Source organism: Robinsoniella sp. KNHs210 (assembly GCF_000686105.1).
GTDB lineage: Bacteria > Bacillota > Clostridia > Lachnospirales > Lachnospiraceae > Robinsoniella > Robinsoniella peoriensis.
The window spans coordinates 3,814,853-3,840,341 of sequence record NZ_JMLZ01000002.1 but is presented as its reverse complement, the minus strand read 5'-3'; the positions used below and the strand labels follow the sequence as shown (position 1 = coordinate 3,840,341).

17 protein-coding genes are annotated in these 25,489 nt (G+C 41.3%); 5 read left to right on the top strand and 12 right to left on the bottom strand.

The window, feature by feature from the left end:
• The first annotated feature begins 182 nt into the window (after window positions 1–182).
• The gene (locus CD03_RS0123255; RefSeq protein WP_027295682.1) at window positions 183–1,043 is read left to right on the top strand and encodes an AraC family transcriptional regulator; all 861 of its coding nucleotides are present in this window, start codon (window positions 183–185) and stop codon (window positions 1,041–1,043) included.
• Window positions 1,044–1,087: 44 nt separating this feature from the next.
• Here CD03_RS0123255 and CD03_RS0123250 read toward each other — a convergent pair whose 3' ends face one another.
• Window positions 1,088–1,795, bottom strand: a complete 708-nt coding sequence (locus CD03_RS0123250; RefSeq protein WP_027295681.1) for an MBL fold metallo-hydrolase — start codon at window positions 1,793–1,795, stop codon at window positions 1,088–1,090.
• Window positions 1,796–2,004: 209 nt separating this feature from the next.
• On the opposite strand from CD03_RS0123250, the gene CD03_RS0123245 reads away from it, so the two are divergent.
• A complete protein-coding gene (locus CD03_RS0123245) occupies window positions 2,005–3,186 on the top strand; it encodes a GGDEF domain-containing protein (RefSeq protein ID WP_052377937.1) in 1,182 nt (393 codons plus the stop codon).
• 48 nt (window positions 3,187–3,234) lie between these two features.
• On the opposite strand, the gene CD03_RS36805 is transcribed toward CD03_RS0123245, so the two are convergent.
• The 8 genes from CD03_RS36805 to CD03_RS0123205 form a co-directional block, all read right to left on the bottom strand.
• The gene (locus CD03_RS36805; protein ID WP_027295679.1) at window positions 3,235–5,103 is read right to left on the bottom strand and encodes a substrate-binding domain-containing protein; all 1,869 of its coding nucleotides are present in this window, start codon (window positions 5,101–5,103) and stop codon (window positions 3,235–3,237) included.
• Entirely contained in the window at window positions 5,093–6,898 is a 1,806-nt protein-coding gene (locus CD03_RS0123235) for a sensor histidine kinase (RefSeq protein ID WP_027295678.1), read from the bottom strand. Before CD03_RS0123235 ends, CD03_RS36805 begins: the two co-directional genes overlap by 11 nt.
• Before the next feature lie 93 nt (window positions 6,899–6,991).
• Window positions 6,992–7,972: a galactofuranose ABC transporter, permease protein YjfF gene (gene yjfF, locus CD03_RS0123230; RefSeq protein WP_197041691.1), complete on the bottom strand. Its 981-nt coding sequence runs from the start codon at window positions 7,970–7,972 to the stop codon at window positions 6,992–6,994.
• Window positions 7,969–9,000 carry an ABC transporter permease gene (locus CD03_RS0123225; protein ID WP_027295676.1) on the bottom strand — a complete coding sequence of 344 codons (1,032 nt, stop codon included), beginning with the start codon at window positions 8,998–9,000 and terminating at the stop codon, window positions 7,969–7,971. Before CD03_RS0123225 ends, yjfF begins: the two co-directional genes overlap by 4 nt.
• The gene (locus tag CD03_RS0123220) at window positions 8,984–10,513 is read right to left on the bottom strand and encodes a sugar ABC transporter ATP-binding protein (RefSeq protein ID WP_027295675.1); all 1,530 of its coding nucleotides are present in this window, start codon (window positions 10,511–10,513) and stop codon (window positions 8,984–8,986) included. Before CD03_RS0123220 ends, CD03_RS0123225 begins: the two co-directional genes overlap by 17 nt.
• 99 nt (window positions 10,514–10,612) lie before the next feature.
• Window positions 10,613–11,710: an ABC transporter substrate-binding protein gene (locus CD03_RS0123215; protein ID WP_027295674.1), complete on the bottom strand. Its 1,098-nt coding sequence runs from the start codon at window positions 11,708–11,710 to the stop codon at window positions 10,613–10,615.
• A 169-nt stretch (window positions 11,711–11,879) separates the two neighbouring features.
• A complete protein-coding gene (locus CD03_RS0123210; protein ID WP_027295673.1) occupies window positions 11,880–13,085 on the bottom strand; it encodes a response regulator transcription factor in 1,206 nt (401 codons plus the stop codon).
• Window positions 13,086–13,297: 212 nt separating this feature from the next.
• The gene (locus CD03_RS0123205; protein ID WP_081820352.1) at window positions 13,298–18,883 is read right to left on the bottom strand and encodes a PA14 domain-containing protein; all 5,586 of its coding nucleotides are present in this window, start codon (window positions 18,881–18,883) and stop codon (window positions 13,298–13,300) included.
• 307 nt (window positions 18,884–19,190) lie between these two features.
• Between CD03_RS0123205 and CD03_RS34525 the strand changes: the two genes are divergently transcribed.
• From CD03_RS34525 to CD03_RS39620, 3 genes are all read left to right on the top strand, one after another.
• Complete coding sequence (locus tag CD03_RS34525; RefSeq protein WP_052377936.1) at window positions 19,191–20,288, top strand: VanZ family protein; 1,098 nt, start codon at window positions 19,191–19,193, stop codon at window positions 20,286–20,288.
• A gap of 98 nt (window positions 20,289–20,386) precedes the next feature.
• Complete coding sequence (locus CD03_RS0123195; RefSeq protein WP_027295671.1) at window positions 20,387–21,112, top strand: glycerophosphodiester phosphodiesterase; 726 nt, start codon at window positions 20,387–20,389, stop codon at window positions 21,110–21,112.
• A 110-nt stretch (window positions 21,113–21,222) separates the two neighbouring features.
• Window positions 21,223–21,444, top strand: a complete 222-nt coding sequence (locus tag CD03_RS39620; protein ID WP_334291682.1) for a DUF6783 domain-containing protein — start codon at window positions 21,223–21,225, stop codon at window positions 21,442–21,444.
• Here the strand turns inward: CD03_RS39620 and CD03_RS0123190 are convergent.
• The 3 genes from CD03_RS0123190 to CD03_RS0123180 all read right to left on the bottom strand — a co-directional run bounded on the left by CD03_RS0123190 (window position 21,424) and on the right by CD03_RS0123180 (window position 25,449).
• Entirely contained in the window at window positions 21,424–22,047 is a 624-nt protein-coding gene (locus CD03_RS0123190; protein WP_027295670.1) for a manganese efflux pump, read from the bottom strand. The two genes, CD03_RS39620 and CD03_RS0123190, sit on opposite strands and share 21 nt — an antisense overlap.
• A gap of 336 nt (window positions 22,048–22,383) precedes the next feature.
• Complete coding sequence (locus tag CD03_RS0123185) at window positions 22,384–24,135, bottom strand: adenine deaminase C-terminal domain-containing protein (protein WP_027295669.1); 1,752 nt, start codon at window positions 24,133–24,135, stop codon at window positions 22,384–22,386.
• 9 nt (window positions 24,136–24,144) lie between these two features.
• Window positions 24,145–25,449 (bottom strand): NCS2 family permease, encoded by a 1,305-nt coding sequence (locus CD03_RS0123180; RefSeq protein WP_044289613.1) that lies wholly within the window; start codon window positions 25,447–25,449, stop codon window positions 24,145–24,147.
• Window positions 25,450–25,489 lie beyond the last annotated feature (40 nt).

Sequence of the window (25,489 nt, the reverse complement as noted above, 5' to 3'; positions counted from 1 at the left end):
GATCTTCTGATTGTTTTATCTGCAATCATCATATCCTAAATATCACATTCTGGCATTACATGGAATTGCCCTTTTATATAAAAAAATTGCGGTAAAAAGCAAACTATATTTGACTTTATCAAGGGCGTAAACTATACTGGGATTATATTTTTTTATTATTCACCTGATTATGGAGGATTTTTATGACAACCATTTCATCCGGCCTGCTCCCGGCATCACAGATTTATTTCCATACTCCTTCGTCCACCGCTGCAAATGGATTTTTATATCCTTTATGTATTGGTCATTTTTACTGCGATCACACCTATCAGATACGCAGGAGCAGTTTCGACAGCTTCCTGGCTATTCTGGTGATACGCGGTACCGGCTTTATAGAAATCGATGGAGTTACCCATATCATAAAAGCCGGGGAGCTTACCATGATTGACTGCTATAAACCACATGCATATGGTGCCAGAAATTCCTGGGAGTTTTACTGGATTCATTTTGATGGAATGACTGCAAGGCATTATTTTAATCTGATTCAGAATAAATACCCCCACATATTCCATCTTTCCCAGGATGCGTTTGCAGAGACTCTTTTACCTGTAAGTGCAATCCTGGACAGCTTTTCCTGCCAGATCTCATGCAAAGAAATCCAGATGTCCAAATTTATTACAGATATGCTGACTTCCATTCTCATATCTGAGGAATCAACTCCGGCGGATCACAGCCCTTCAGCAGGAGTATCCCCGGTGGAACTGGCTACCGCCTATATCCGCCAGCACTATCAGGAAACAATCACCGTAGAGGAACTCGCTGAAAAGGCCGCCTTAAGCCCCTACTATTTTATCCGGGAATTCAAAAAAGAAACCGGGCTGACACCCCATAGCTATTTAACAGCAATGAGAATCAACTCGGCTAAGTTTTATCTGCGCACTACAGGCCGCTCCATTAAAGAAATAGGTTTCGCCTGCGGATTTCAAAGCGAGAACAGTTTCTGTATTACGTTTAAAAAGCAGGAAGGCATGACACCCACTCAGTTTCGGGATGGGGATTTATAATCACCTGTTTTTTATAAACGCTTTACGTATTAGACATCATATATCTATAACTTTTCTAGATCATACGCCCTGCCCTTTTCCATAACAACGGTTCTGCAGCCGCTGCCCTTAAGTCCGTTTACATATTTCATGGGATCTTCCGTATTCTCTGCGAACATTCCATAATGATTCGGTATTCCGGTTTCAGCCTGTACCCGCTTTGTCAGTGTAATGGCTTCGTCCACAGACATATTCCCAAGCTTGCCATTAATACAGACAAAGATGACATCTGCCTTAATCAGCTCTTTATTTTCATAATAACCTACTTCCGGGGTCAAAAGGCTGTCACCGGTAAAATAATAATCCCGCCCGTGATAATGGAGCACATAACCCTGACTGTCCTGTGTATGCTCTGCAAAGACCGCTTCCAGGTCACAACCTCCATATTGAAAATGTTCTCCTCTGTTGATGCAGCGGATATTATCTTCCGGAACACCGCATGCTTTTAATATTTTATAGCCGCTCTGTGGACCGGCAAAAATAGCAGATCCCTTCTCCATCCCTTTGACCATATCGGAATCCAGATGATCAATGTGATCATGGGTATACAAAATCACATCTGCCTTAACATCTTTACAGGCAGCCGGTGCCGGTACCAGCCGCTTTAATCCTTCTTCTTGTTCTACCAAATCCGAAAAATAAGGATCAATTAGTATCGTGTACCTTCCTTCTTTCAGCTCGTAACCTGCCTGTCCCAACCATTTTATCTGCATTATAAAACCCTCCATCCAGTCTTTTATCAAAATTTGCAGTACAAACATCCATATCTTTCTCAACATAATATCATAAATCTTCTATTTTGCGAACACTTTGTTGCAGTGTTTAAAAAATCTTAATAACTTATACGCCCGGGTTGCTTGAAATCACGTTGTGTTTTATATATAATAAGTATAAATTGTTATTTTTAAGAGGAAGGATTTATATGAAAGAAATTAAAAAATATTTGGACTTTCCATTTGAAAAGTCCTACCTGGAACCGATAAAAAAACGCCTGTTCCAAAATGTCATAAGGACGCATATCGCCTTCCAGAGTCTGATTATTATTTTTCAGCTGATTATGATGCTCTCTATCTCCCTAAGACCGGGAGGGCCTTTTTTTAAGCCCAGAAGAACAGCTTATTTCAGCATGTATGTTATCCTGGCTGTGATTACTTTAGGGGTGTTGATTATTAATGTTATCTTAGCGAAAAAACAATCCCTCAATCATCATTTTTATTTTCAACTGAATTTCTTCTATATGGGATTTCTATGCTTTTGGAGTACTTTTGTAACATTAAATGACCAGCTTGGTGGAAATGGATTAAATGTCTTTACCTATGTCATGCTCACCGTTGCTGTGCTGACCCTGTCCAAACCCTGGCATAACATTTTAATTATGGGCGGAAACTTTCTTCTTCTCAACTGTCTGCTTCCGTATTTTCCGGATCCTCATGGCGCTGACCAATCCTTTAATAACCTGATGAACAGCATGTTTACAACGGTACTGGCAATTGCCATCTCGACGATCTTTTACCGGAATCGGATTATGTCAGAATACAATCAAATCATCATAACAGAGCAATATAATCAGATTAATGATATTAATTCCCAGCTTCATCAGGAAGTTCTGACGGACAAACTAACCGGATTATATAACCGCAGATATCTGGACGACACCGTTAAAAACATCTTCCGGAATAATCAGGAGGAACGCAACAGCGCTGCCTGTATGATGCTTGATATTGACTTTTTCAAACAATACAATGATACATATGGGCATCAGGCAGGTGACAACTGCCTAGCAGCCATCTCCCACCTGCTTTCACGGGATATCAAGACAGAGGACGTCTGTCTGATCCGATACGGCGGGGAAGAATTCCTGATTTTCCTCTTTGGGAAATCTTCCCTTGACGCTAACGAGAAAGCTGAAGTTATCCGCAGTTCCGTTGAACAGGGCTTGTACAATACCCCTGATATTCCAAAAAGGAATATGACAATCAGTATCGGATTATATCAGGAATCTCCTATGAAAGAGACCGATATGGAACGTTTTATTTTCCGTGCGGATCAGGCGCTTTATGAAGCAAAAAAGAACGGGCGCAATTGTGTTGTGGAATATAAGTAACATCTGCTGCAGTATCTGAGAATAAGAACATGCCGGGCATAAGAGCAGTTAATATTTTCTGCTTCGAAGATATTCCTTTGCCATACTCTGATCATACCATTTCTCTTCCGTAATGATTCGAAGCGGCAATTCCTTTCCTGCTACAAGATCCTGGATCGCTTTCATAAGCTGCGGTCCAAGCAGAGGATTGCATTCTACCGCACAATTTAATTTGCCGTCAATCATAGCCTCAAAGGCTTCCCTGGTTCCATCTACGGATACAATTTTCACATCTGTACCGGGAGCAATCCCGTTTTTTTCCAGTTCTTCAATTGCCCCAATTGCCATATCATCGTTTTGTGCATAGATAATATCAATATCCCACTCATGAGATTCCAGATAATTCTTAATAATGTTTCTTCCCCCTTCAATGGTATAATCCCCATATTCAGAATGCACGATTTTGTATTGCTTATTGTCTTTCAGAACTTCTTCAAACCCTTGCTTCCGTTCCACGGTAGGGGAAGCTCCTTCGTTACCCTGCAGCTCCATAATCTTCATACAATCTTTGTCCGGCGGAACATTATCCCGAATCCAGCGCATTGCCCTTCTTCCCTCTTCCAGGAAATCCGCGCCTATGTAAGTCATTATCCAGTCATCATTTTCTACTGCAATCTTGCGGTCAGAAGCCAGCACCGGAATCCCCGCCGCCTTAGTTTCTTTAAGAATCTCATCCCATCCGCTGTCAACAACCGGAGATACCACAATTACATCCACACCCATTTTAATAAATTTCCGGATAGCTTCGATCTGTTTTTGCTGGGATTGATTGGCATCTTCAAAGATCAGATTCATTCCGAAATCTTTTGCCGCCTCTTTTATGGACTCTGTATTTGCTTTCCTCCATGCACTCTCCATTCCAACCTGGGCATAACCTACGTCTATAATTTTATCCGGCTTTTTATAAATTTCACTCAAACCTTCTACATATGCCTCAACATTATCCTTCGTAACTACATGGCTCCTTAGAATGACCTGCTTAGGAACTCCGCTTGCCTGTTTTAATATGTCAAGGGCATATTGTATGGCTTCTTTTCCTCCGGTCGGACAGGTGATGGTCTCATCAATTTTGCCCTGGGAGATCAGATCAATCCCTTCATTTTCCCCAAGGAAACCATCGATGCCTACAATTTTTGCTTCTGCTCCGACTTTTTCCATTGCTAAATATGCCCCCAAAGCCATATAGTCGTTATGGGCAAATATCACGTCATATTCTTTTAGGTGCTCTCCCATGGCGAGCATGGTATCTTCCGCATCATCCTTTGATCCTGATTCAATCCTGCAGACACTTTTCTCGATATCCGGATACCTGGATATAATAGAATCAAATCCCTTACTACGGTTCTGGCTCGGCAGCGAGTCCGCACTTTGGCAGATTTCCAGTACTTTTCCCTTTTCATCGTTTAGCAGCCGCATCACACCTTCGCCTGCTCTCCTGCCAATCTGTTCATTATCCGGTCCGATAAATAAAGAGTAATCAAATCCTTCTACCCCCCGGTCCATTACAATCACAGGAATTTTTTTATGGTACACCCCACTGATAATTGATGTCATAATCTCGGTGTCACAGGGTGAAATTATCAACAGATCAATCCCAAAATCAATGAGTTTATCCACATCCTTTACCTGTTTAGTCACATCCGATGTGGCATCCGTCATAATTAATCTGATATTCTTATATTTCTTTGCCTCTTCTTCTATTTCACTGGTCAGGGCCAGTCTCCAGGACTCTCGCATATTTGCCTGTGAAACACCGATAACATATTCAATTTGCTGATATTCTCCACCGCCTGAACCTCTATTATAAAAATGCAGCCCCAGGAACATAATAAGGAGCAGCGAACATATTGATGCGGAAACGATCATCTTATTTTTCATCCCTGTATCCTCCTTCCAGTACATCCACACTCTGAGGTATCAGGATCGTTACCTTTGTTCCTTCTCCCAGTTCACTGGTTACCCTGACACAGAACTTATCCCCGTACCGGATTCGTAACCGTTCTTTAATATAGAACAATCCAAAGCTTTGATTTTCTTCCAACCGGGAATGTTCGTTGAGTAATGCATTGATCTGCTCCGCTTTTTCCCGGGTCATTCCTGCACCATCATCTTCTACCGTAAATTCCATCCAATTGTCTGCTGCGCTTTCACACCGTATAATCAGATGCCCCTGTCCCCGCTTCGTTTTAATACCGTGATAGATGGCATTTTCCACCAGCGGCTGCAGCATCAATTTCGGAACCACACATTGATTCAATCCGTCATCCACAAAAAGCTCATAGTTTAATTTCGGTCCATACCTGATTTTCTGTATATAAAGGTAATTGGAAACATATTTAATTTCCTGTTCCACTTTAATATAATCTCTGCCCTTACTCAGCCCGATCCGGAACATATTTGTCAGCGCATCCACCAGTCTTACAATATCATCCGCCTTATATTCTCTCGCCATCCAGCTGATGGTATCCAGTGTATTATAGAGAAAATGAGGTTTGATCTGCTCCTGCAGCACTTTAAGTTCTGCCATTCTCTTGTTTTTCTGCTCCACATAGACCATATCTACCAGACTTTCAATCTGTACCAGCATATGATTAAACCCATATCCCAGCTCACTTACCTCATCTTTATAATTCCCGTCAAAACGGACTGCCAGATTACCGGATGCTGCTTCACGCATTAAAAGTTTCAGTTCCACAACAGGATTAGTTATGGTCTGGGATATTTTCAAAGAAATAACCAGAACAAATATAAGGGTCATTGCAAGGCCTCCGGTTAAAATATAGAACATGGAATTCGTACTTCCCATAATTTCGTCCAGAGAGAATACACCTACAATCTTCCAGCCTGTATATTCGGACTCTTCATAGCGTATCTGATAATTTTCCCCGTTTATTCTGGCATCCACCGGTACCTGTTCCGGAGTCAGCCATGCAGGGTCGATACGGTATGTCACTTTATTCGGAAGGGTATAGACCATGCGGTCATCCTTGTCCAGTACAAATACAAACCCATTATCTCCTATGGTTACATTTTGTATGGACTGGGAAATAATATCATGCTTTATATCAAGGAGTAAAACTCCCATTATTTCACCGGTATTTGCATTTTTAATTGCTTTTGCTATGGAAAACACATCATCTATGCTATAACTCTTATCCGTGGCAATATTTCTTCCTGCAATGTTGCTGATGATCTGCATTTCATCGGGATGCGCTGCCGCCTGGCGGTACCAGTCCTCATTTTTAAAGGAATCTCTGGAGATACGCATCATCCCGGTATTCGTACATAAATCGTTTTCCGTGGCTACAAAAATTCCTGCAATTTCTTTATTGGAAACAGCCAGATTGTCCAGTATATTTTCTAAATTTAGCTTTGCCTGTTTCCAGAAGACATCCTCTTCGGATTTCATAGACCCAAAGTCGGTATTTTCCATCCCACAGATAATAAAATTTGCAATTTTATCAATGCTGTTGACATATACGTCAATGGATGTTTTGACCTGGCTCATCATCTGATCTGCATGCTGGGAGACACTTTTTTTTGCCTGTCCGGTAAATACACTGATCCCAATCATTCCGAACACACAAAAAGGGATCAGCGAAGCGACAATATAAGACCAGACCATTTTACTACGGATTGTAATATTCATGAATTTGTTCTTAAGCTTGTTCATTTCGCTCACCCCTCTTCGTCAATTCCTGTCTTTTTATTATAGCTTTGACCGGGTAATTTCGCAATCGGATTCTAATTATTCTAATTTAAAATCCTATTTTCCTTTTAATTTTTCTGCCCGTATGGATATGATTCTCTGAATAACAATGAATACGCATAACAACGCTGCAATCGTTACTTTTGTCCACCATGTATTCAGATTTTCGTACGTTACAATGGTCTGGATAATTCCCTGAATCAGAACTCCTATGGTCGTACCGATTACAGTACCGACACCTCCGGTCAGCAGGGTGCCGCCGATTACGGCTGAGGATATGGCATCCAGTTCCAGCCCCATATTCTGGAGCGAGTAGCCTGCTAATGTATAGAAGCTGAAAACTACACCTGCAAGTGCTGCACAGAAGCTGCTGATTGCATAAACTGCAATCTTTGTTCTTGCTACCGGAAGCCCCATCAGAATCGCTGACTGTTCATTCCCACCTAAAGCATAAATACTTCTTCCGAACTTGGTAAATTTTAATATGTAGTAAGCTGCAAGAATTACTACCAGAGCAATAAATACATAAGAATAAATCTTACCTTTCCCAATTACCAATTTGCTCAGCGCCATTTTTTTATAAAAATCATTGGAGATAGAAATGGATTCCGTACTGATTACCGCACAAAGTCCTCTCATCAAAAACTGTCCTGCAAGCGTTACGATAAATGGCTGCAGTTTAAAGTAGTGGATAATGTATCCCATCCCAAATCCAATTGCTGCGCCGATCAGTAATACTAAAGGAATCACTACAAATGCCGGTGCACCCTTCTGCAGCAAGAATGCGGATAGTACACAGGTAAATGCAATCGTGGACGCTATGGATATATCGATTCCGCCTGTCAGTAATACAAAGGTAACACCAATAGATGCTATAATCAGGTAGGCATTATCATTAAATAAATTAAAAAATGTAGATAAGGATAAAAACCGGTCATACGAAACAGATCCGAATATAAATAGTGCAATAAACAGCACAAATGTGATTACCAGCGAAACGTTATTAATTTTTAATCTCTTTTTTGCCATCTCTCTCATGCCTGCTTCGCCACCTTTCTCTTAGAGAATTTTCTTGTAAATGTCTCTTTAAATTCTTTTGACTGTGAAAGACAGATGATAACAACTAAAATAGCTTTTACTACCTGGGTAATTTCCGGTGCAATTCCTATGGCATAAACAGTTGTTGTAATACTCTGAATGATCAGGGCACCTGCGATACTTGCCGGTATTGAAAAACGTCCCCCGCTTAGTGAAGTCCCGCCAATGGCAACTGCAAGAATTGCATCCATTTCAATCATAAGACCTGCATTGTTACAGTCCGCGCCTTTGATGCTGGCACTTTCAATGAGACCCGCTAAAGCTGCAAAGATACCACAGCAGGTATAAACAACCAGTTTAATCGCATCTACATTGATTCCGGCAAATTTACTGGATACAGAATTACATCCGGTTGATTCCAGAAAAAGTCCAAATGCCGTTTTTTTGGTAAAAAGCAACACGATGATTAATAAAATAACTACCAGATATACCGGAAATGGAATTCCAAGAATATATCCACCATTAATAAAGTAATATGCGTCTGAGCTAACTGTTACAATCTTACCACCGGTTACTAATTGGGCTATTCCGCGCCCCGCAACCATTAAGATCATCGTTGCTACAATCGGCTGAATCTGAATCTTTGCAACCAGGAATCCATTCCAAAGCCCGCATAACAGACCTGCCAAAAGTGCCAGTATAATGGCGATTGCCACATTTCCACCCACTCCCGGAAGAATGCTTCCGCTTACGATACTGCAGGCAATTGCCCCGCTTATTGCCATAACAGAACCAACCGAGATATCGGTTCCCCCTGTAGCAAGTACCATTGTCATACCAATGGATAAGATCATCAGCTTACTGCCATTTCTTATAATATCAATAATTCTTCCATAAAGATGCCCATCAACTATTTTCATCTGAAAGAAACTTCCACCAGATATGATTCCGTTAAACAGGATAATAGCCAGTAATATCACAAAGGGCCAAAATGCCTGATTTTTAGAAATTTTATTTAGTTTTTTCATGATTATCACCTCCAGCTATATAACGCATGATTGCCTCTTCTGAAATCTGGCTGCCCCGGAGTTCTGTTACTTTTCGCATGTCCCTTAAAATAACCATTCTGCCGCAGCACCTGGTCATCTCATCTATTTCCGAAGAAATAAAGATAACCGCCATTCCCTGTTTTGCCAGGTCTACTACTATTTTTTGTATTTCGGCTTTCGTTCCAATATCAATTCCCCTTGTCGGCTCATCCAGCATGAGAAGTTCCGGCTCAGTTGCCAGCCATCTGGCAAGGATTACCTTCTGCTGGTTGCCTCCGCTTAAATTCTTAATCAGCTGTTCTGACGACGGGGTCTTGATTTCCAGTTTCTTAATATACTCATCTGCTATCTTCTCTGACTCCTGTCTGGATATAAAGTGAAACATCCCCCGCTTCGCCTGCAGTGCCAGGCAGATATTTTCACGGATGGTAAGTTCTCCTACAATACCTTCCGTTTTACGGTTCTCCGGACAGAATGCAATGCCTCTCCGGATTGCATCCAGTGTACCCTTTAATTTTGTCTTTTCTCCTTTAATTTCAAGAGTTCCTTTTTCCAGATTATCTACTCCGAATATTAAACGGGCTGTTTCTGACCTTCCGCTGCCCAACAGCCCGGAGAGTCCCAATACCTCGCCTTTATTAATCTTCAGACTAAATCCCTGGATGGTTCCTGCCCCCGTGACATCTGCCATATCTATTAATAATTCATCTGATTTATTTTCTTCTTCATAAATAGCCATTGTCTGATTTAATTTTGCATAGTCTTTGCCAATCATCTTTCCTACCAGTTCTACCCTTGGCAGGTTCTTTGTTTCATAAGTTCCTACGTATTCCCCATTTCTTAGAACCGTTATACGGTCTGTTATCTCATATACCTGATCCAGAAAGTGTGTTACGAAAATTATTCCCATACCCTCTTTCCGGAGCTTTCTCATTGTTTCAAACAATTTTTCTACTTCCATTGCAGACAAACTGGAAGTCGGTTCATCCAGTATCAGTACTTTTGCTGATACATCGCAGGCACGGGCGATTGCAATCATCTGCTGAATTGCCACAGAATAATTATCCAGATTCTTAGTTACATCAATATCCAGATCGAATCTCTTCATTAATTCCTTAGACTTCTGGTTAATTGTTTTCCAGTCTATTCTGCCGCCTTTTCTTATTTCCCTGCCTATGTAAATATTCTCTGCTACAGACAAATTCGGACAGAGGTTTACCTCCTGGTATACCGTACTGATTCCGTCTGCCTGCGCCTCTAACGGGGATTTCGGATAGATTTCTTTTCCTTCCATCAGAACCGTTCCGCTGTCTCTTTCCTCTACTCCTGTCAATACCTTAATCAATGTGGATTTACCTGCACCGTTTTCTCCCAAAAGTGCCAGTACTTCCCCTTTTCTTAATTCCAGCTGCACATCACTCAGTGCGATTACAGCTTTACCAAAGCTCTTTGATATATGATTCATTTGAAGTAAGATATCCTCTTTACCCATATCACATTTCCTCCATTCCTGCTGTTTATCTGCCCCCTTATCCAAAATCCGCTCTCAGTCGTACTGGAGCGGATTTTAATAAGATCATAAAAATCTATTTTAGTATTGGCGATTTGGTAAATCTGCTGCCGCCGTATCCTGACGATAGATACCTTCTTCAGATTTAACCCATTTTTCAACTGTTTCACCATCTTTTAATTTCTGGCATGTATTGAAGAACTGTTCACCAAGTAATGGATTACATTCTACAGTAACGTTTGCTTCTCCTGCTGCCATAGCTTCAAAAATGCCTTTAACGCCATCTACTGACACTGTCTTAATGTCTTCACCCGGTTTAAATCCAGCTTCTTTAATTGCTTCGATTGCGCCAAGCATCATATCATCGTTATGTGCATATACACCTTTGATTTCTTCGCCATAAGTCTTTAAGAAAGATTCCATAACTTCTTTCCCTTTTGCTCTTGTGAAGTCACCTGTCTGGGACTCCAGAATTTCAATATCCGGATGATTTGCTTTGATTTCTTCATCAAATCCTGTTTTACGGTCATTTGCTGCGGAAGCACCTACGGTTCCCTCTAACTCAACAATTTTTCCTTTTTCTTCTAATAATTTGCCCATTTCGATTGCTGCATTTTTACCTTCTTCGATGAAATCTGATCCGATGAAAGTTGAATATAAGCTTTCATCTACATCTGCTTTTCTATCCACCAGTACAATTGGGATTCCAGCTTCCTGAGCCTCTGTAAATACTGCGTCCCATCCGGTTTCTACTACCGGAGCAAGTCCGATAACATCTACGCCCATTTCAATAAAAGACTTAATTGCTTTAATCTGGTTCTCCTGTTTCTGCTGAGCATCTGCAAATTTCAGGTCAATTGTATCCACGTTTTGTCCTGCATAGAATTGAATCGAAGCTGTCTCAGCATCACGCCATCCGGATTCCTGTCCGATCTGGGCAAAACCAACTACCAGTTTATCACCGCCTGCACTGTCATCTTTTGCTTCATCACCTGCAACTTCAGAACCCTTTACCGTTTCCTGTGCTTCTGTTGCAGGAGCTTCTGTCTTCGCTGCCTCTGTTGTCTTTGCCTCCGTTGTCTTTGCTTCTGTTGTTCCTGTACTGCTGGAACCACATCCGGCTGCCATAGCAGCTACCATACTGACACATAATAATACACTAACAAGCTTTTTTTTCATTTTAATATCCTCCGTTTTCTTTGGGTTCTTCCCTTGCTATGAACTTATTATATTCTATTTATGTCTTCAGGTCTTTGCAATTTTCCTTTATAAAATTGCAAAATTTTAGCATCCATTTGCCAATCAACTCATGGATGCTAAATAAATATCCCTGTGTAATTTTCATTCCTTATCTTTTTTGTGCACTCTTACGGTACTCAGCCGGACTTACTCCGGTAATCTTTTTAAATACATTGCTGAAATAATGCTGAGTGGTATATCCTACCTTCTCCGCTATTTCATACATTTTCAGATCTTCTTCAAAAAGCAGGTCGATTGCTTTTCGGATACGCACTTTTGTAAGATAATCAATAAAGGTGATTCCCATCTCTTTTCGAAAAATCCTGCTTAAATGCTGAGGCGAAAGATACGTATAATCCGCCACATCCTGCAGCGTCAATTCTTCTCTGTTATAATTATCTTCTATGTATTGTTTCACAATTTTAATTACGCTGGAACCGCCCTTTACTGATTCCATCTGCTCTGCTGCCCGGTTGTATACCGCAACCAGATTCTCATATCCTTCTCCTGTCTCCTGAACAGAAACTACTTTTAACGGAAGACATCCCTCGATGCTTTCCATACATTTTAACTGCTTGCGTCTAAGCTCTTCTGCTCCCATATCTTTTGAGATCACCACCAGATCACCATTTTCTACCTGGCAGGAAGAGACATTTTTCAGGTCATTAAAAATTTCATTACTGATATTCTGAACAGCATAGGATAACAGGTCATCATCCCAGTTTTCACCCAGATCTTTATCCACCGCCTGTTCCAGATGAATAATGGTAACTGCATATTGTTTTGGAATACAAATGTCCAGATACTGCATCCGTTCCTCGATTTCTTCCTCTGCAAGTCTCCCTTCCAGCCAGTTCTTTAAAAAGGCATCCACCAGATGTATTTTGTTCTGCTGTAAAGTCATCTTTGCCCACTTCAGATATTTATCTTCCTTATTTTGCTGCTGTACTTCCTTTAATACCTCCTGAATCATATTGTCAAAAGGTTCTTCCATCAATGGTTTTAAAATGTACTCAAAGACTCCGAGCCGGAGTGCCGTCCTTGCAAATTCAAAATCATCATATCCGGTGATAACAACAATGATTGCCTGGGGCTGTAAATTCTTTAATTTTTCAATAAACTGCAGCCCGCTTAAAAAAGGCATGTTAATATCTACAAAGAAAATATCAATGTCCTCTTCCTGGGCAATTTCCAATGCCATTTCTCCATCTTCTGCTTCTGCTACGACTTCAATTTCTTCATATTTCCGTAAAAAACTGATAATCCCCCTCCGGATTATGTACTCATCATCTGCTACCATAGCTTTGCAATTCATCTTTTTCTTCCTCCCATAATTTAGAACGTGTTTATAAATTCATTTCCCCCTCTTCATCAAATGAGACGATAATCCCCCGATGATAAAATACATTATAATGGAAAAATCATCCTTTGACTATGCAAAATTTTAGCACTAATTTATAAAAATACCACGCCGGAAAAAAGCGTGGTATTTTATATTCATTATTGTTATCGTTTTTATCTTAATATTTATTTCTTAACCAACACGGATACAGTCCTGCTGTATTTTCCATAGACCTTTGATTTGCCTGACGTTTTAAATGCCCTGATTTTTACGTAGCAGACCTTCTTAGCCTTGAGATTCTTAAGGGTTCTGGATGTTGTTTTCCCGGAACTGATTACAATCTTTTTGACTCCCTTTTTGAATTTTTTATCCGCTGAGTATGTGATCAGGTATCCACTTGCACCACTTGTACGCTTCCATGACAGTTTCAAAGTTTTAGTTTTCTTTGATATTGCTTTCACATCAGTAGTTTTCTTTGGGGCAACCGAAACGGTAATTCTTCTGACTGCAGAATCATAATTGGCATTGCCTGCTGCCGTTATGGTAATCTGTGCCTTACCGGTACCCTTGATTGTCACTTTACCCTTGCTGTCCACTTTTACAACCTTCGTATGATCGGACTTATAAGATAACTTACCTTTTCCGGATGCCTTTGCCTTAATATAGAAGCTCTTATCTCCATCTGTTTTCTTAAAGTCTTTAGCTGTAATCGTCTGTTTCTTTTTCTGGATATCAAATATTGCTTCCAGAGTTACACTTTGTGCCGGCATCAGGAATGTAATCGTCTGTGACTTTTGCTGTTCTGCTGTCAGTGTAATTCCGGCTGCCTTCCACTGTGCAAATACCTTGCCGGAAGGAACAGACACCGATGCCTGAATTCTGGTTCCTGCCGGATACATCTGGTCTTTTGCTGCATTTATTATGGTAATCCCGGCTCCTGCCTTCAACTGGTATTTCGGTTTTTCCGGAACTACTATATTTTTAAATCCTGCATTTAATACAACTTCATTCTCAGGCATCACGAAAGTAATGGACAGTGCTCTTTTTTCTGCCTCTGTTAACATGATTCCTTTGACTTCCCAACCGGTGAACTCTTTGCCCTGTGGTATGGCCACCGTTGCCTTAACCGTAGTTCCTGCCTGACAGGTACCGTTTGAAGAAGCATTTTCAATTGTTACATTTGCTCCTGTTGTAACCTTATAATACGCATTTTCCTCATAGACCGGAACGATACTTCCCCTGCCTCTTGGAACCGTAAATGTAAATTCTCTGGATTCTTTCTGGTCATCCGTCAGTTCCAGACCGGATACTTCCCAATTACTAAAAGTTTTACCCGGAATATCGATTGCCTGTACCGTGACCTCGGAACTAATTCGGAACATATCATCTTTTACATCGCCGCTTACGCTTACGTTTTTATCCACATAAAAACGAACATAAGCAGATAAATCCTTTGCTGCCGATTCTAATGATAAATAACGGTTTGAAACAGCCTGCACTGCATCTTTATTAACGGCTTTTGCACTTAACAGCGCTCCATAAAAGATTCTCCAGGTCTCAATAGAATATTCCGCTTCCAAAAGCCCCTCCACATCAGCGATCAAAGCATCCAGCTCAGCCCCTGTCTTAACAGTCTGAGGTGCCGGCTGTTCATGAGCTTCCTGCACAGTTATATAATCAATATATACATTTCCACTGTTCTCTGCATCTTTTACGTAAGATATGGTGTTATCACCTTTTTTCAGGGTAACGCGGCTGCAGACAGTCATCCAGTGCTGCCAGTCCGTTTCTGTTTTGTCAAAGGGAACCGTGACACTTTTTTGACCTGCATTATTTACATAGAGATTCAAGGTTCCCGCCTTTGGTGTAATATCCGGTATATTTGCTTCCCATTCTCCGCGGTTGTCCGTACTACTGATCGGAGCCTTAACTCCATTCGCATAACGAGCTCTGATAAAATAGTCGCCATCTTCCTGTACGTTTACCTTAAACGTTATTTTTTCTCCATTCTTGTCTGTGAATTTACCATATCCGGTTCCCTGGAATCCTTTCCCTTTATATCCTTTTTGGGCACCGCCTGACAAATCTCCGTCTTCTGCCTGATATGCAAGTCCCAGACCCGGATCGCCGGATGGCAGTGCTGTAAATTCATATGGCGATACGGGCCTGCCAAAGTTCGGTGATCCATCTTCATTCCATGTGAATTTCTTAATACTGACCTGTCTCCATGCATTATTATTTGACGGATACACTTTTGAATGGAATGCCATCCAGTCCTCTGTCCCATCAGCTGACTGAAAGAATGAAGCTCTGGCTGGTCCATAGACATCTTTCGATCCCTCGAATACGCCTTCTTTATAGGTCCAGTTATCCGGATTTAACACATCCTCCTTTGTCGTATCAAATACATACATACCCATGTGATATCCTGCTGTCTTAAAGCTTCCCTGGGAAACAGTCATAAACAGATGCTCCCCATTCACAACTGCTCTGGGGCCTTCACCTCCGAAGCCAGGCAGAAAACTTCTTTCCTCCGTAATCTTAATGGGTGATTCCATTCTGGCAATGGCTGGTGACTCTACGCCGCTTTCCATGCTTCCCCAGCAGGCATATAACTGTCCGCGGTACTGGAAAACGGTAAAATCATTTCCCTGTGCAAACTCATTGGGGTTATTTATTTCCATTCCCGTATACAATACGCCTCTGTCAATCCAGTCTCCCTGGGGATCATCAGTAACAGATTCCATAACACATGCCATATGCCTCCAGTTATATTCTTTTGCATCTGCACAGTAATAAATATACCATTTACCGTCAATGAAGAACATTTCCGGAGCAAAGATCCTGGATTTTGAATCATTAAAATCAAAAATCCTTACTTTTTCTCCCTGATCCAGCAGCGATTTTGATTTTGATACATACATTTTATTGTGGGATGGATCGTTACTGGACGAAACAAAGTAATAATATCCGTCATGATAGCTGATAAATGGATCCTGTCCCTGATAGAGTGCATTATTGAACTGGGTTAATGCTTCCCCTTTTTGTGCACGAATTACATTTAATTTAAATTCTGCCACCGCATCGGTGATCTTATTGGAATCTTCTTTCAGAACAGATGCGATGATATCAAAGTCTTTTGCATCTGCTGCTACTTCATCTACAACTGCAGAGAACTTATCCATATACTCTTTCGCAATCTGACCCTCACCAGATCCTACCTTCGTATTTTTGCGAAGATTCACTGCCTCTGTGAGACCCACATATAATTTTTCTCTCGCCATAACGCTTTCATACCACATTGCTTCCGGGGCATACAACTGATCTTCTCCAATCACCGATTTTACCCCATCCCGTGTCCAGGATAAATTCATATCTTCCTTAAGATTCAGATTCTCTGCTATAATCGTAAGATTATAATAAATTCCCTTTTCCAGTTCTACTTTTTGGCTTTGGGTTTCTTTATACACATTTCCCGCATTTTGAGAAATAATTTTTTCATCATTCAGATACACCTGATAGTTACCGGAAGATCCAAATGCCAATTCATAGGTTCCGGATACATCTGGTTTAATTTTACCGTTTAATTCTACATTTGCCGGCGCGTTCTCATTTCCCTCGTAATAGCTGACCAGGGAATTTACCGAAAACTGCTCTGTTGATACCTCATTTGCCATTACCTCAGCCAGTTTTTCCTGATTACCGCCTTTTTCCTGATAGATTTCTCCGATTAATCCTTTTTTTGTACTTGCCGGATAAAGACTTTCCGTTGGAACGACCTCTTTTTCCTCTGCTCCGGGTTTCAGCCATTCCAGCATAATATAAGCTCCGCCATAACCCTGGAAGTATTCAATACGAATGTCATTTCTTCCTTCATTTAGATGAATTGGCTGGCTTTCCTGTTGCTTATCCCATTTGGATTCCCAGAAATCAATCGCCAGCTCATCATTTACCCAAAGGCGGAAACCATCATCTCCTATCAGATAAAAGGTATAATCACCTGCTTCTTCTGCGTTTACCTGTCCGGTAAAACGGAAAGAACCATATTCTTCCGAACCGTTATACTGGGATAATATTTTTTTAATGGAAAGTGTCTTGTCAAGTACGGGTGCAATTACTTCACCTTTTTTTTCTTCCAGGAAGATATCACCATACACCTCAGCCAGAAGTCCATGCTGGTCTTCTGCTGCAGTTTCTCCCTGGATTGCCTTTGCAGCCTGCCGAAAACACTCAGCCGGAACAACCTGTGCCTGTCCGCCATCCTTTTTCCAGGATAAATTCAAATTGGCATCTCCATCTGCCTGGGCATAATTAATACGGATTTTGTAAAGAAATCCTTTTTCCATATGTACTGGCTGACTGACCTTGGTCTGGTCGGAATGAAGTTTCCAGGAATTAATCGTCAACTGGTCATTCATCCAGAAACGAAAAGCATCATCCCCGTTCATTACAAATTCATAGTCACCGCTCTCCTGAGGCGTAATATACCCGTGGATAATAGCCGTTGCATATTCACTGCTTCCATTACTTAGCTCAATTGCATCTTTTAAACCTTCCCGCCCATCCAGGTTTGGTAAAACCTGATTTACCGGTTCCCCTGCAAATCCAAAGGACGTAATACTGGAAGGTGTTCCGCTTACCTTATAGATCTGGGCTGTTAAGCCCGCATCAGCGGGAGCTTTTGCATGATAATAAGCTTTTTCAGGAATCACTTCCTTGGCTATACCCGCATTTACAGACTCCCATGAAAGCTTCAATACGGCGCCGCCCCATCCCTGTAAGTATTCAATCTTGATATCATGCAGTCCGCTACTTAAGGCAACTGCTTTACTTGTCTGTTCCTTTTCCCATTCCTGTACCCAGAAATCGATGACCAGTTTTCCGTCGATCCATATACGGAATCCGTCATCTCCCCAGCCGTAGAACTTATAATCCCCGGCTTTTTCTACGTTCAGCTTTCCGGTGAATCTTGCCGTAGCAAATTGCTCATCTCCCTTATTCCCATTATATTTGTCAAAAATGGGCCTTAAGTTCTGTCCGTTTAAGGTAGGAAAAATCTGTTCTCCTGTTTTATTTTCAAAATTAAAAAGTTCAATTGGACCCCCACGGTATCCCTCGGTATTAAAAATCTCGCCAAACAGCCCCGGTTCCAAGTCCTCCAGCGCTTTTACCGTATTTACATCAGACACGTATTCAGGCTCCTGTACGAAAGCAGACCCGTCCTCTGATTGTATTACCGCTTCCGTATCCTTTTTTCTTTCAGATGTGGCTGCCTGTCCGTCGGTTGATTCTGGCTCTGTATCTGAAGTTATCTCCGTAGGTGAATCTATCTCTGTTTCCCAATCTATTTCAGATCCTGGAGCTATCTCTGCATCCGAAGCTGTCTCTACATCCGAATCTGTCACCGCTTCCGAATCTGTCACTGCTTTCGAATTTGTCACTGCTTCCGAATCTGTCACTGTTTCCGAATCTGTCACTGCTTCCGAATCTGTTTCAGATCCTGGTGCTGTCTCCGCTTTTTGATCTATCCCGTCTTCTGTTACACGGTTTTCTTTCTTCTCTTCTGCCCTTATCACAACGCTGCGCTCATTTCGGTCTGCTTCTCCATATCCCTGCTGCTTATCATTCGTCTCCTGCACCTGTCCGTCGGCAGTCACCTGCGCTGCTGCGTTTTGTCCCGCTGCTGATACGGGCATCACAATTGTGTTTAACACCAATGCCATAGACAGCATAAAACTAACTCCTCTGGCAAACCTCTTCTTCCTCTTCATAACAATCCTCCGTTCTTTTTTCCCAGGGAACCCAGATGCATCCAGACCCTTCCGGAATTTTAATATTTATAGAAAATCATAGCATACAAACTCCGGTTTCTCTTTACAATATTTTGTTTGTATTTTTCACTTTTTTATCATTTCTTTATTTTAAGTACCTATTCTTTCTATTAATAATGTCTGATGGTAAAGGCAAAAAATCTCTGACTTACAAAATTGTAAGCTATATTCCTAAAATGTAAGCTGCAATTATGGCAGACCTTGATTCATTTTGGTATCATTAAGCCATGAAAGGTGGTGCTATATTATGAATATATACCTGATCCCAATTAAAGAAGCCATCGCAGTTTTTCCGCTGCTGGCTGTTATATTTACATTTCCATACATGATTTATCAATACCGCAGATACGGTTCCATACCGCTATTTCGATCCGTTATCACGTATTCCTTTGTTCTGTACCTGCTATGCATGTATTTCCTTGTAATACTTCCGCTCCCCTCTATTAGTGAGGTGGCAGGCTACACAGGACCTCAGACTCAGCTGGTTCCATTCCAGTTTGTACGAGACTTCTTAAGAGAAACAACTTTTCGAATCTCTTCACCGGGAACCTGGATAAGTGCACTGACACAAAACTGCTTCTTGCAGGTCATCTTTAACATACTGCTGTTTTTGCCTCTCGGTATCTACCTGCGGTATTATTTCCGATGCAGCTGGAAAAAAGTATTATTGGTCAGCTTTTCCCTGAGCCTGTTCTTTGAACTTACACAGTTAAGCGGATTATATGGAATATATCCCCGCGGATACCGTCTGTTCGATGTAGATGACCTGATGCTGAACACCAGTGGTGGAATGCTTGGTTATATTTCATCAGCTATCTTTATGAAATTACTGCCAAGCAGAGAACGTTTGGATAAAATTGCATATGAAAAGGGGTTACACGTCTCTTTTTGCAGAAGGCTTGCTGCATTTACCCTGGACTGGGTTATCCTGGCTTTTATTGGTGTACCGACCGTAATCCTGACAACATTTATCCCTCCGTTCTTATTCCTGATCCAGTTTGCTTCCTGCTTCTTGCTGCCTGTATTTTACTTTGTGGTGTGTACCTACCTCACAAATGGTTACACTCCGGGAAAATGGCTGCTGCGAATCAGGGTTACTTCAAACGATGGTGAAAAAGCACTTACACTGCAGCAGTGCATATTCCGTTTTGGATCACTTTACCTGATTTTCGTTCCGGTTCTAATGATCTGGGCAAGTTATCATCTGTTCTGCTTCTGTACCGGACGCCCCAGAACATTAGTATATGAACAGATAAGCAAGACTACCTGCATCAGCACCATCGGGCAGGACTCTGTTCAGTCGAAGTACAGGAGGCATTATTTATTAACAGCCCACAAAATATAATTGTATCTCATCCCAAAGAGTACTATAATGAACCAAAGCATTCATACACAGAAGTATAGAAAAACTAAAATATATTAGTGAATTAGTGAGGTTGTATTATGAAAACAAAGATTTGGGCGCATCGAGGCGCTTCCGGCTATGCGCCTGAAAATACACTGGAAGCATTTGAACTTGCAATACACCAGAATGCAGATGGTATTGAACTAGATATACAACTGACAAAAGACGGGGAAATCGTCGTTGCTCATGATGAAAAGATTGATCGTGTCACTGGTAAAGCTGGTTGGATTAAAGACTATACCCTTAAGGAACTAAAACAATTACGTTTTAACAGGACTCATCCCGAATTTACAAATACATGTATTCCCACCTTAAAAGAAGTGTATGAATTGATTCAGCCCACAGGCCTAACCGTTAATGTTGAACTTAAAACCAGCATCTGTTTTTATCACGGAATAGAGAAAAAAGCATTGAATCTTGCCCGGGAGATGCAGATGGAAGAGCGGATTATTTACTCCTCCTTTAATCACTATACCTTAAAACATTTAAAAGAACTGGATTCATCTATAAGAACCGGACTTCTCTATGAAGACGGCTGGATAAATGTTCCTGCCTACGGAAACAGTATAGGGGTTAATGCCTTGCACCCTGCAATCTATCTTCTTCAGTATCCTGATTTTCTGCAGGACTGTAAGAAATACAATCTTCCTCTGCACGTGTGGACAGTCAATACAAAAGAGCACATGGAAAAATTAATAAAACTGGGAGTTGAAGCGATCATAACAGATTTTCCGGACATTGCCCGGGGGCTTTCAGATATTTAGAAAAAATGAAAAGCAGGATATTAGTTTAGATTTTGTCGGGGAAGGGACGCTTTTCAGATGGAGGTTGTGTTCGGAAAGAGTCGGATGCTATATTCACAGTTATTTGTGCAATGCTGTACCAGTATAGCATTGAGGCTTCGCCGGCTTACCGCACTCCCCATCTTTCCGTACACTTTCCCCATCTGCATGCCCCACTTTGCGGCATATTTGCCCCAAATTCAGGTTACGTAGCCCGCTACACGTCCTTCATACGGGTCAAATTCCCACAAAGTGTCACGCACAGCTGCCAGAAACCAATTTTCAAACACGCTCTAGACAAACATTTCATATAAACCCATACCAAAAATAATCAGACCAGAGACAACCGTTGCATATTTACCAAATAATCTCGACAAGCATCCCCTGCCAAAACGCTGCCCTGCAGATATAAAAATATAGCTGACTAAAAGGGTAAACACTGACGTCCAGAATACGGATAGTCCGGTAATGCTCCCTGCGATTCCAAGCCCTATATTATTTACTGTCAGCGCAAACGCCAATGTAACTGCCTCGCGCATATCAATATTGCCGGATCCGTCCTTATCCCCTTCTTCCATGCTCTTCTTCAGCCACGTCTTATCCTTTTCCTTTTTTTCTTCTGCCTCAGCTTTAACCCGTTTCAAAATCAACTCTTTCCAGACAAATTCAGCTATAAACAGCCCACCCACAAAAACCAGAATAGATGATCCAATCAGATTCGCTGTCTCTGTGCTTATTATTTCTGTAAACAGCGAGCCCAGAGACATGGACAAAAATGTACCAATCGCAGTGATACACGCTATTACCAGATTACTTTCCGGTTCAATCTTAATACGCTTTATACCATATGCAACGCCAATCGTCAGATTATCCAGATTAGCGGAAATTGCAAATAAAAATGCAGATAAAAAATGCATAAAACAAAGTCACCACCCATATAATATTCGTTATATAGAATCATATGCATTTTTTATTATTCCGTGCCCCTTCCGGTTTTCAATGCTCTTCCATACTTGATACTCTTGGCAAAACTTTATTTTCCAGCAGATCAATTTTTATGTATTATTAATATGTAACTAATTATTTAAAGTTATTTTATTTCGCATTAATATTTAGCCAGCTCAGCTCGTCCTGTCCCCAGTCTCCCATGCTCTTAGAACATATAAAAATACTCACGGAAAAGATCCACCAGACCTTCACTGTGAGTACTTTTTTACTTCTCTATTCACTTTCTACTCTTTGATCCCTGTTTTTTAACTGCACACCAGATCTACAATCTCTCCCTTTATAACATCCACCAGCCCTCTGTCTGTCAGTTTCAGTGCCGGGCTCACGGGAAGTCCCAATGTGCAGAGGGACATTACCGGATTATAGTGGCGATAACCCAGCTGAAACAGGCTGTTGCGTACTTTCTTAAGAGCCGGTCCGATTTCTTCAATTGGCTGATCCGATAGAATTCCCGCCACCGGCAGCGGCAGCTCTGCTTTGATTTCTCCCTGATAAACGGTCAGAATCCCTCCCTGCAGCGACTGGATTCTCTCCACAGCAGCCTGCATATCCCCAACATTTTCTCCAACTACAAATAAGTTATGATGATCATGGAAATAGGTTGTTGCCGCTGCTCCCTCTTTCAGACAATCCCCTGTAACAAAGCCATAACCGATATTTTGATTTTTACCGTACCGCTCCACTACCATTGCCAGGAGGCATCCGGTTCCTTCCCAACAGATTTTATAATCTTTGACAGGCATGGATACAATTTTTTCACTGGTCTGCGTTCTTCCGTTTGAAACTTCAATTACTCTGACAGACACATTTCCGGATTCCTGTTTCGCACAAATCCAAAAATCTTCCGGTCTAAGTACTGGTATATGAACGCTGTGATAATAATCCTCCGGGAAAAAATGGCGGTTCTCTGAAGTCAGTTCTTTTCCGGGATGATTTTCATTTTCCTGATCCTTGGATGCAATTAGCTGTCCGTCTTTATATACATAATCCGGTTCTAAACTGTGAAATCCGGTAATCAGGGCAAAATCTGCTGTTTTTCCAGGTGCTATCACCCCTCTGTCTCTCAGATTCATGCGTCTTGCATTGGTATATGTACCGCAGTAGATTGCTTCTTCTGTGGGAAAGCCCATACGGATTGCTTCCTCAATCACCTTATTTAGCTGCCCTTCTTCATACAGCTTGTCCGCCATAGTATCATCTGTTACAAATCCGCAATGTTCATATAGCCTGTTTTCCCTGATATAATCCAGAATCTCCGGCCTTAACATCTTCTCCTGCAATTCCACAAACATTCCATTTTCGAATCTCTGGCGTATTTCTTCCAGCGTATGCTCCGTATGATCTCCGTCAATGCCAAGATAAAGAAATTTTGCCAGGTCTAATCCCGTAAGTGATGGACAATGGCCTTCTATAACAAAATTCGGATCAACTTCATGAAGGTAGTTTAAAAATTTTGTAATTTCCAGATCATTTTCCCGAATGATCTGCCTGTAGTTCATAATTTCACCGACGCAGACTACCTCTTTTTTCTCATACAATTCTTTCATTGCCCGGCAGTCAATTATACCTCCTGTAGTCTCCAGCTCCTCATTCGTAGATGGTACACTGCTTGGTATTCCATAGAAGATATCAATCGGTGCATTTTCCCCATCCGCGATCATTTCATAAATACCCGATAACCCCTTTATGTTAGCCATTTCATGGGGTTCTGAAACCACGGTAGTGACACCGCACTTTCCTGCATATCCGGCAAACGTCTGAGGCGTCATCATGGAACTTTCGATATGCATATGGATGTCAATCAATCCTGGAATCATATAATAGCCGGAAGCGTCCAGCTCTTCTTTTGCAGTAATTAATGGGATGGTATTCTCATTATCTTTTACATCAACATAATAAATTTTTCCATCCAGAACATACACATCTGCTTTCCGGAAACACTTCAGATAACTGTTAAAAACTTTCGCATTACGAATTACTAAATCCACATTTTCCATATATGTCCCCTATACAATGGTATAAAAATATAAAAGGCAGACAATTACCAGAATATACATTACCTTGGATATTTCCCTGATCTTGCCTGATGCAATTTTCATAATAAAATACGTAGGAATTGCAGCGCAGATACCATTTGCAATGTTATTGGCAAAAATAGTAAATGTCACACAGACAAATGCAGGTATACTTTCTGTAATTTCTTCGTATTTAATATTTTTCATAGCACTTAACATTCCGATTCCAATATATATTAATACCGGTGCGGTTGCTGCTGACGGTATCATTAATGCAACCGGCGCAAAGAATAGTGCAAGGGCGAAACAGGCTGCAGTTGCTACTACCGTAAGTCCGGTTTTTCCACCCGCCTCTACTCCTGCAGAAGATTCCAGATAGGTTGTCATGCTTGGCATACCAAATAGTGCTCCAAAACTGGTTGCGATTGCATCCACTTTAAAACAACGGTCTATTCCAGGCAGGTTTCCATCCTTATCCAGATATCCGGCTTTTGCCCCAACACCCAGTACTGTTCCAAAAGTAGAGAAGAAGTCCGGAACAAAAAGTGCAATTAAAAATGGAATATAAGCAAAGTTTAATGCTCCGGCAATATCAATGTTTAAAAACTGGCTTCCGATATTTGCAGGCATCGATATGATACTTCCCGGCAGCTTTGTGACCCCGAACGGGATTCCCACAATTGTAGTAATTAATATGGTCAGAATCATTCCTCCTGCAATATTTCGTACCTTCATCACCAGAAGAATAATAAATCCAATTACAGTTACAATGACTTCCGGAGATGCAAGATCCCCGAATGCAAGGCTTTTCTTGCTTTCATTTGCAATGATTAACCCACAGCTTTTTGCGCCTAAGAGTGCAATAAACAGACCGATTCCGGCACTTACCGCATGTTTAAGACTCATAGGTATTACTTTCACAACTGCTTCTCTAAGTCCCAAAAATGTAACTAATATAAACAATACACCGCTCAGAAAAATAACGCCTGCTGTGATCTCCGGGGAAATTCCGTCGTTCTGGATCATTGCTGTAACAATTCCCACACTGCCAAGTCCCGGTGCCAGGGCAAACGGACGGTTTGTAAAAATTGCCATTGCCACGCTTGTCAAAATAATTAACAATACCATTGCGGTGAGCATCACATGCTTATCCAGTCCCGCAGAGCTTAACATATTCGGTACCGTCGCCAAGACATACGCCATTGTAACAAAAGTTGTAACACCTGCAATCAACTCTGTTTTCATATTCGTGTGGTACTTTGACAACTGAAACTGTTTCTCCAACCACTGTTTCATTTTCTTCTCTCCTTTAATGTGCTTTTATTTGCTTCTTTTC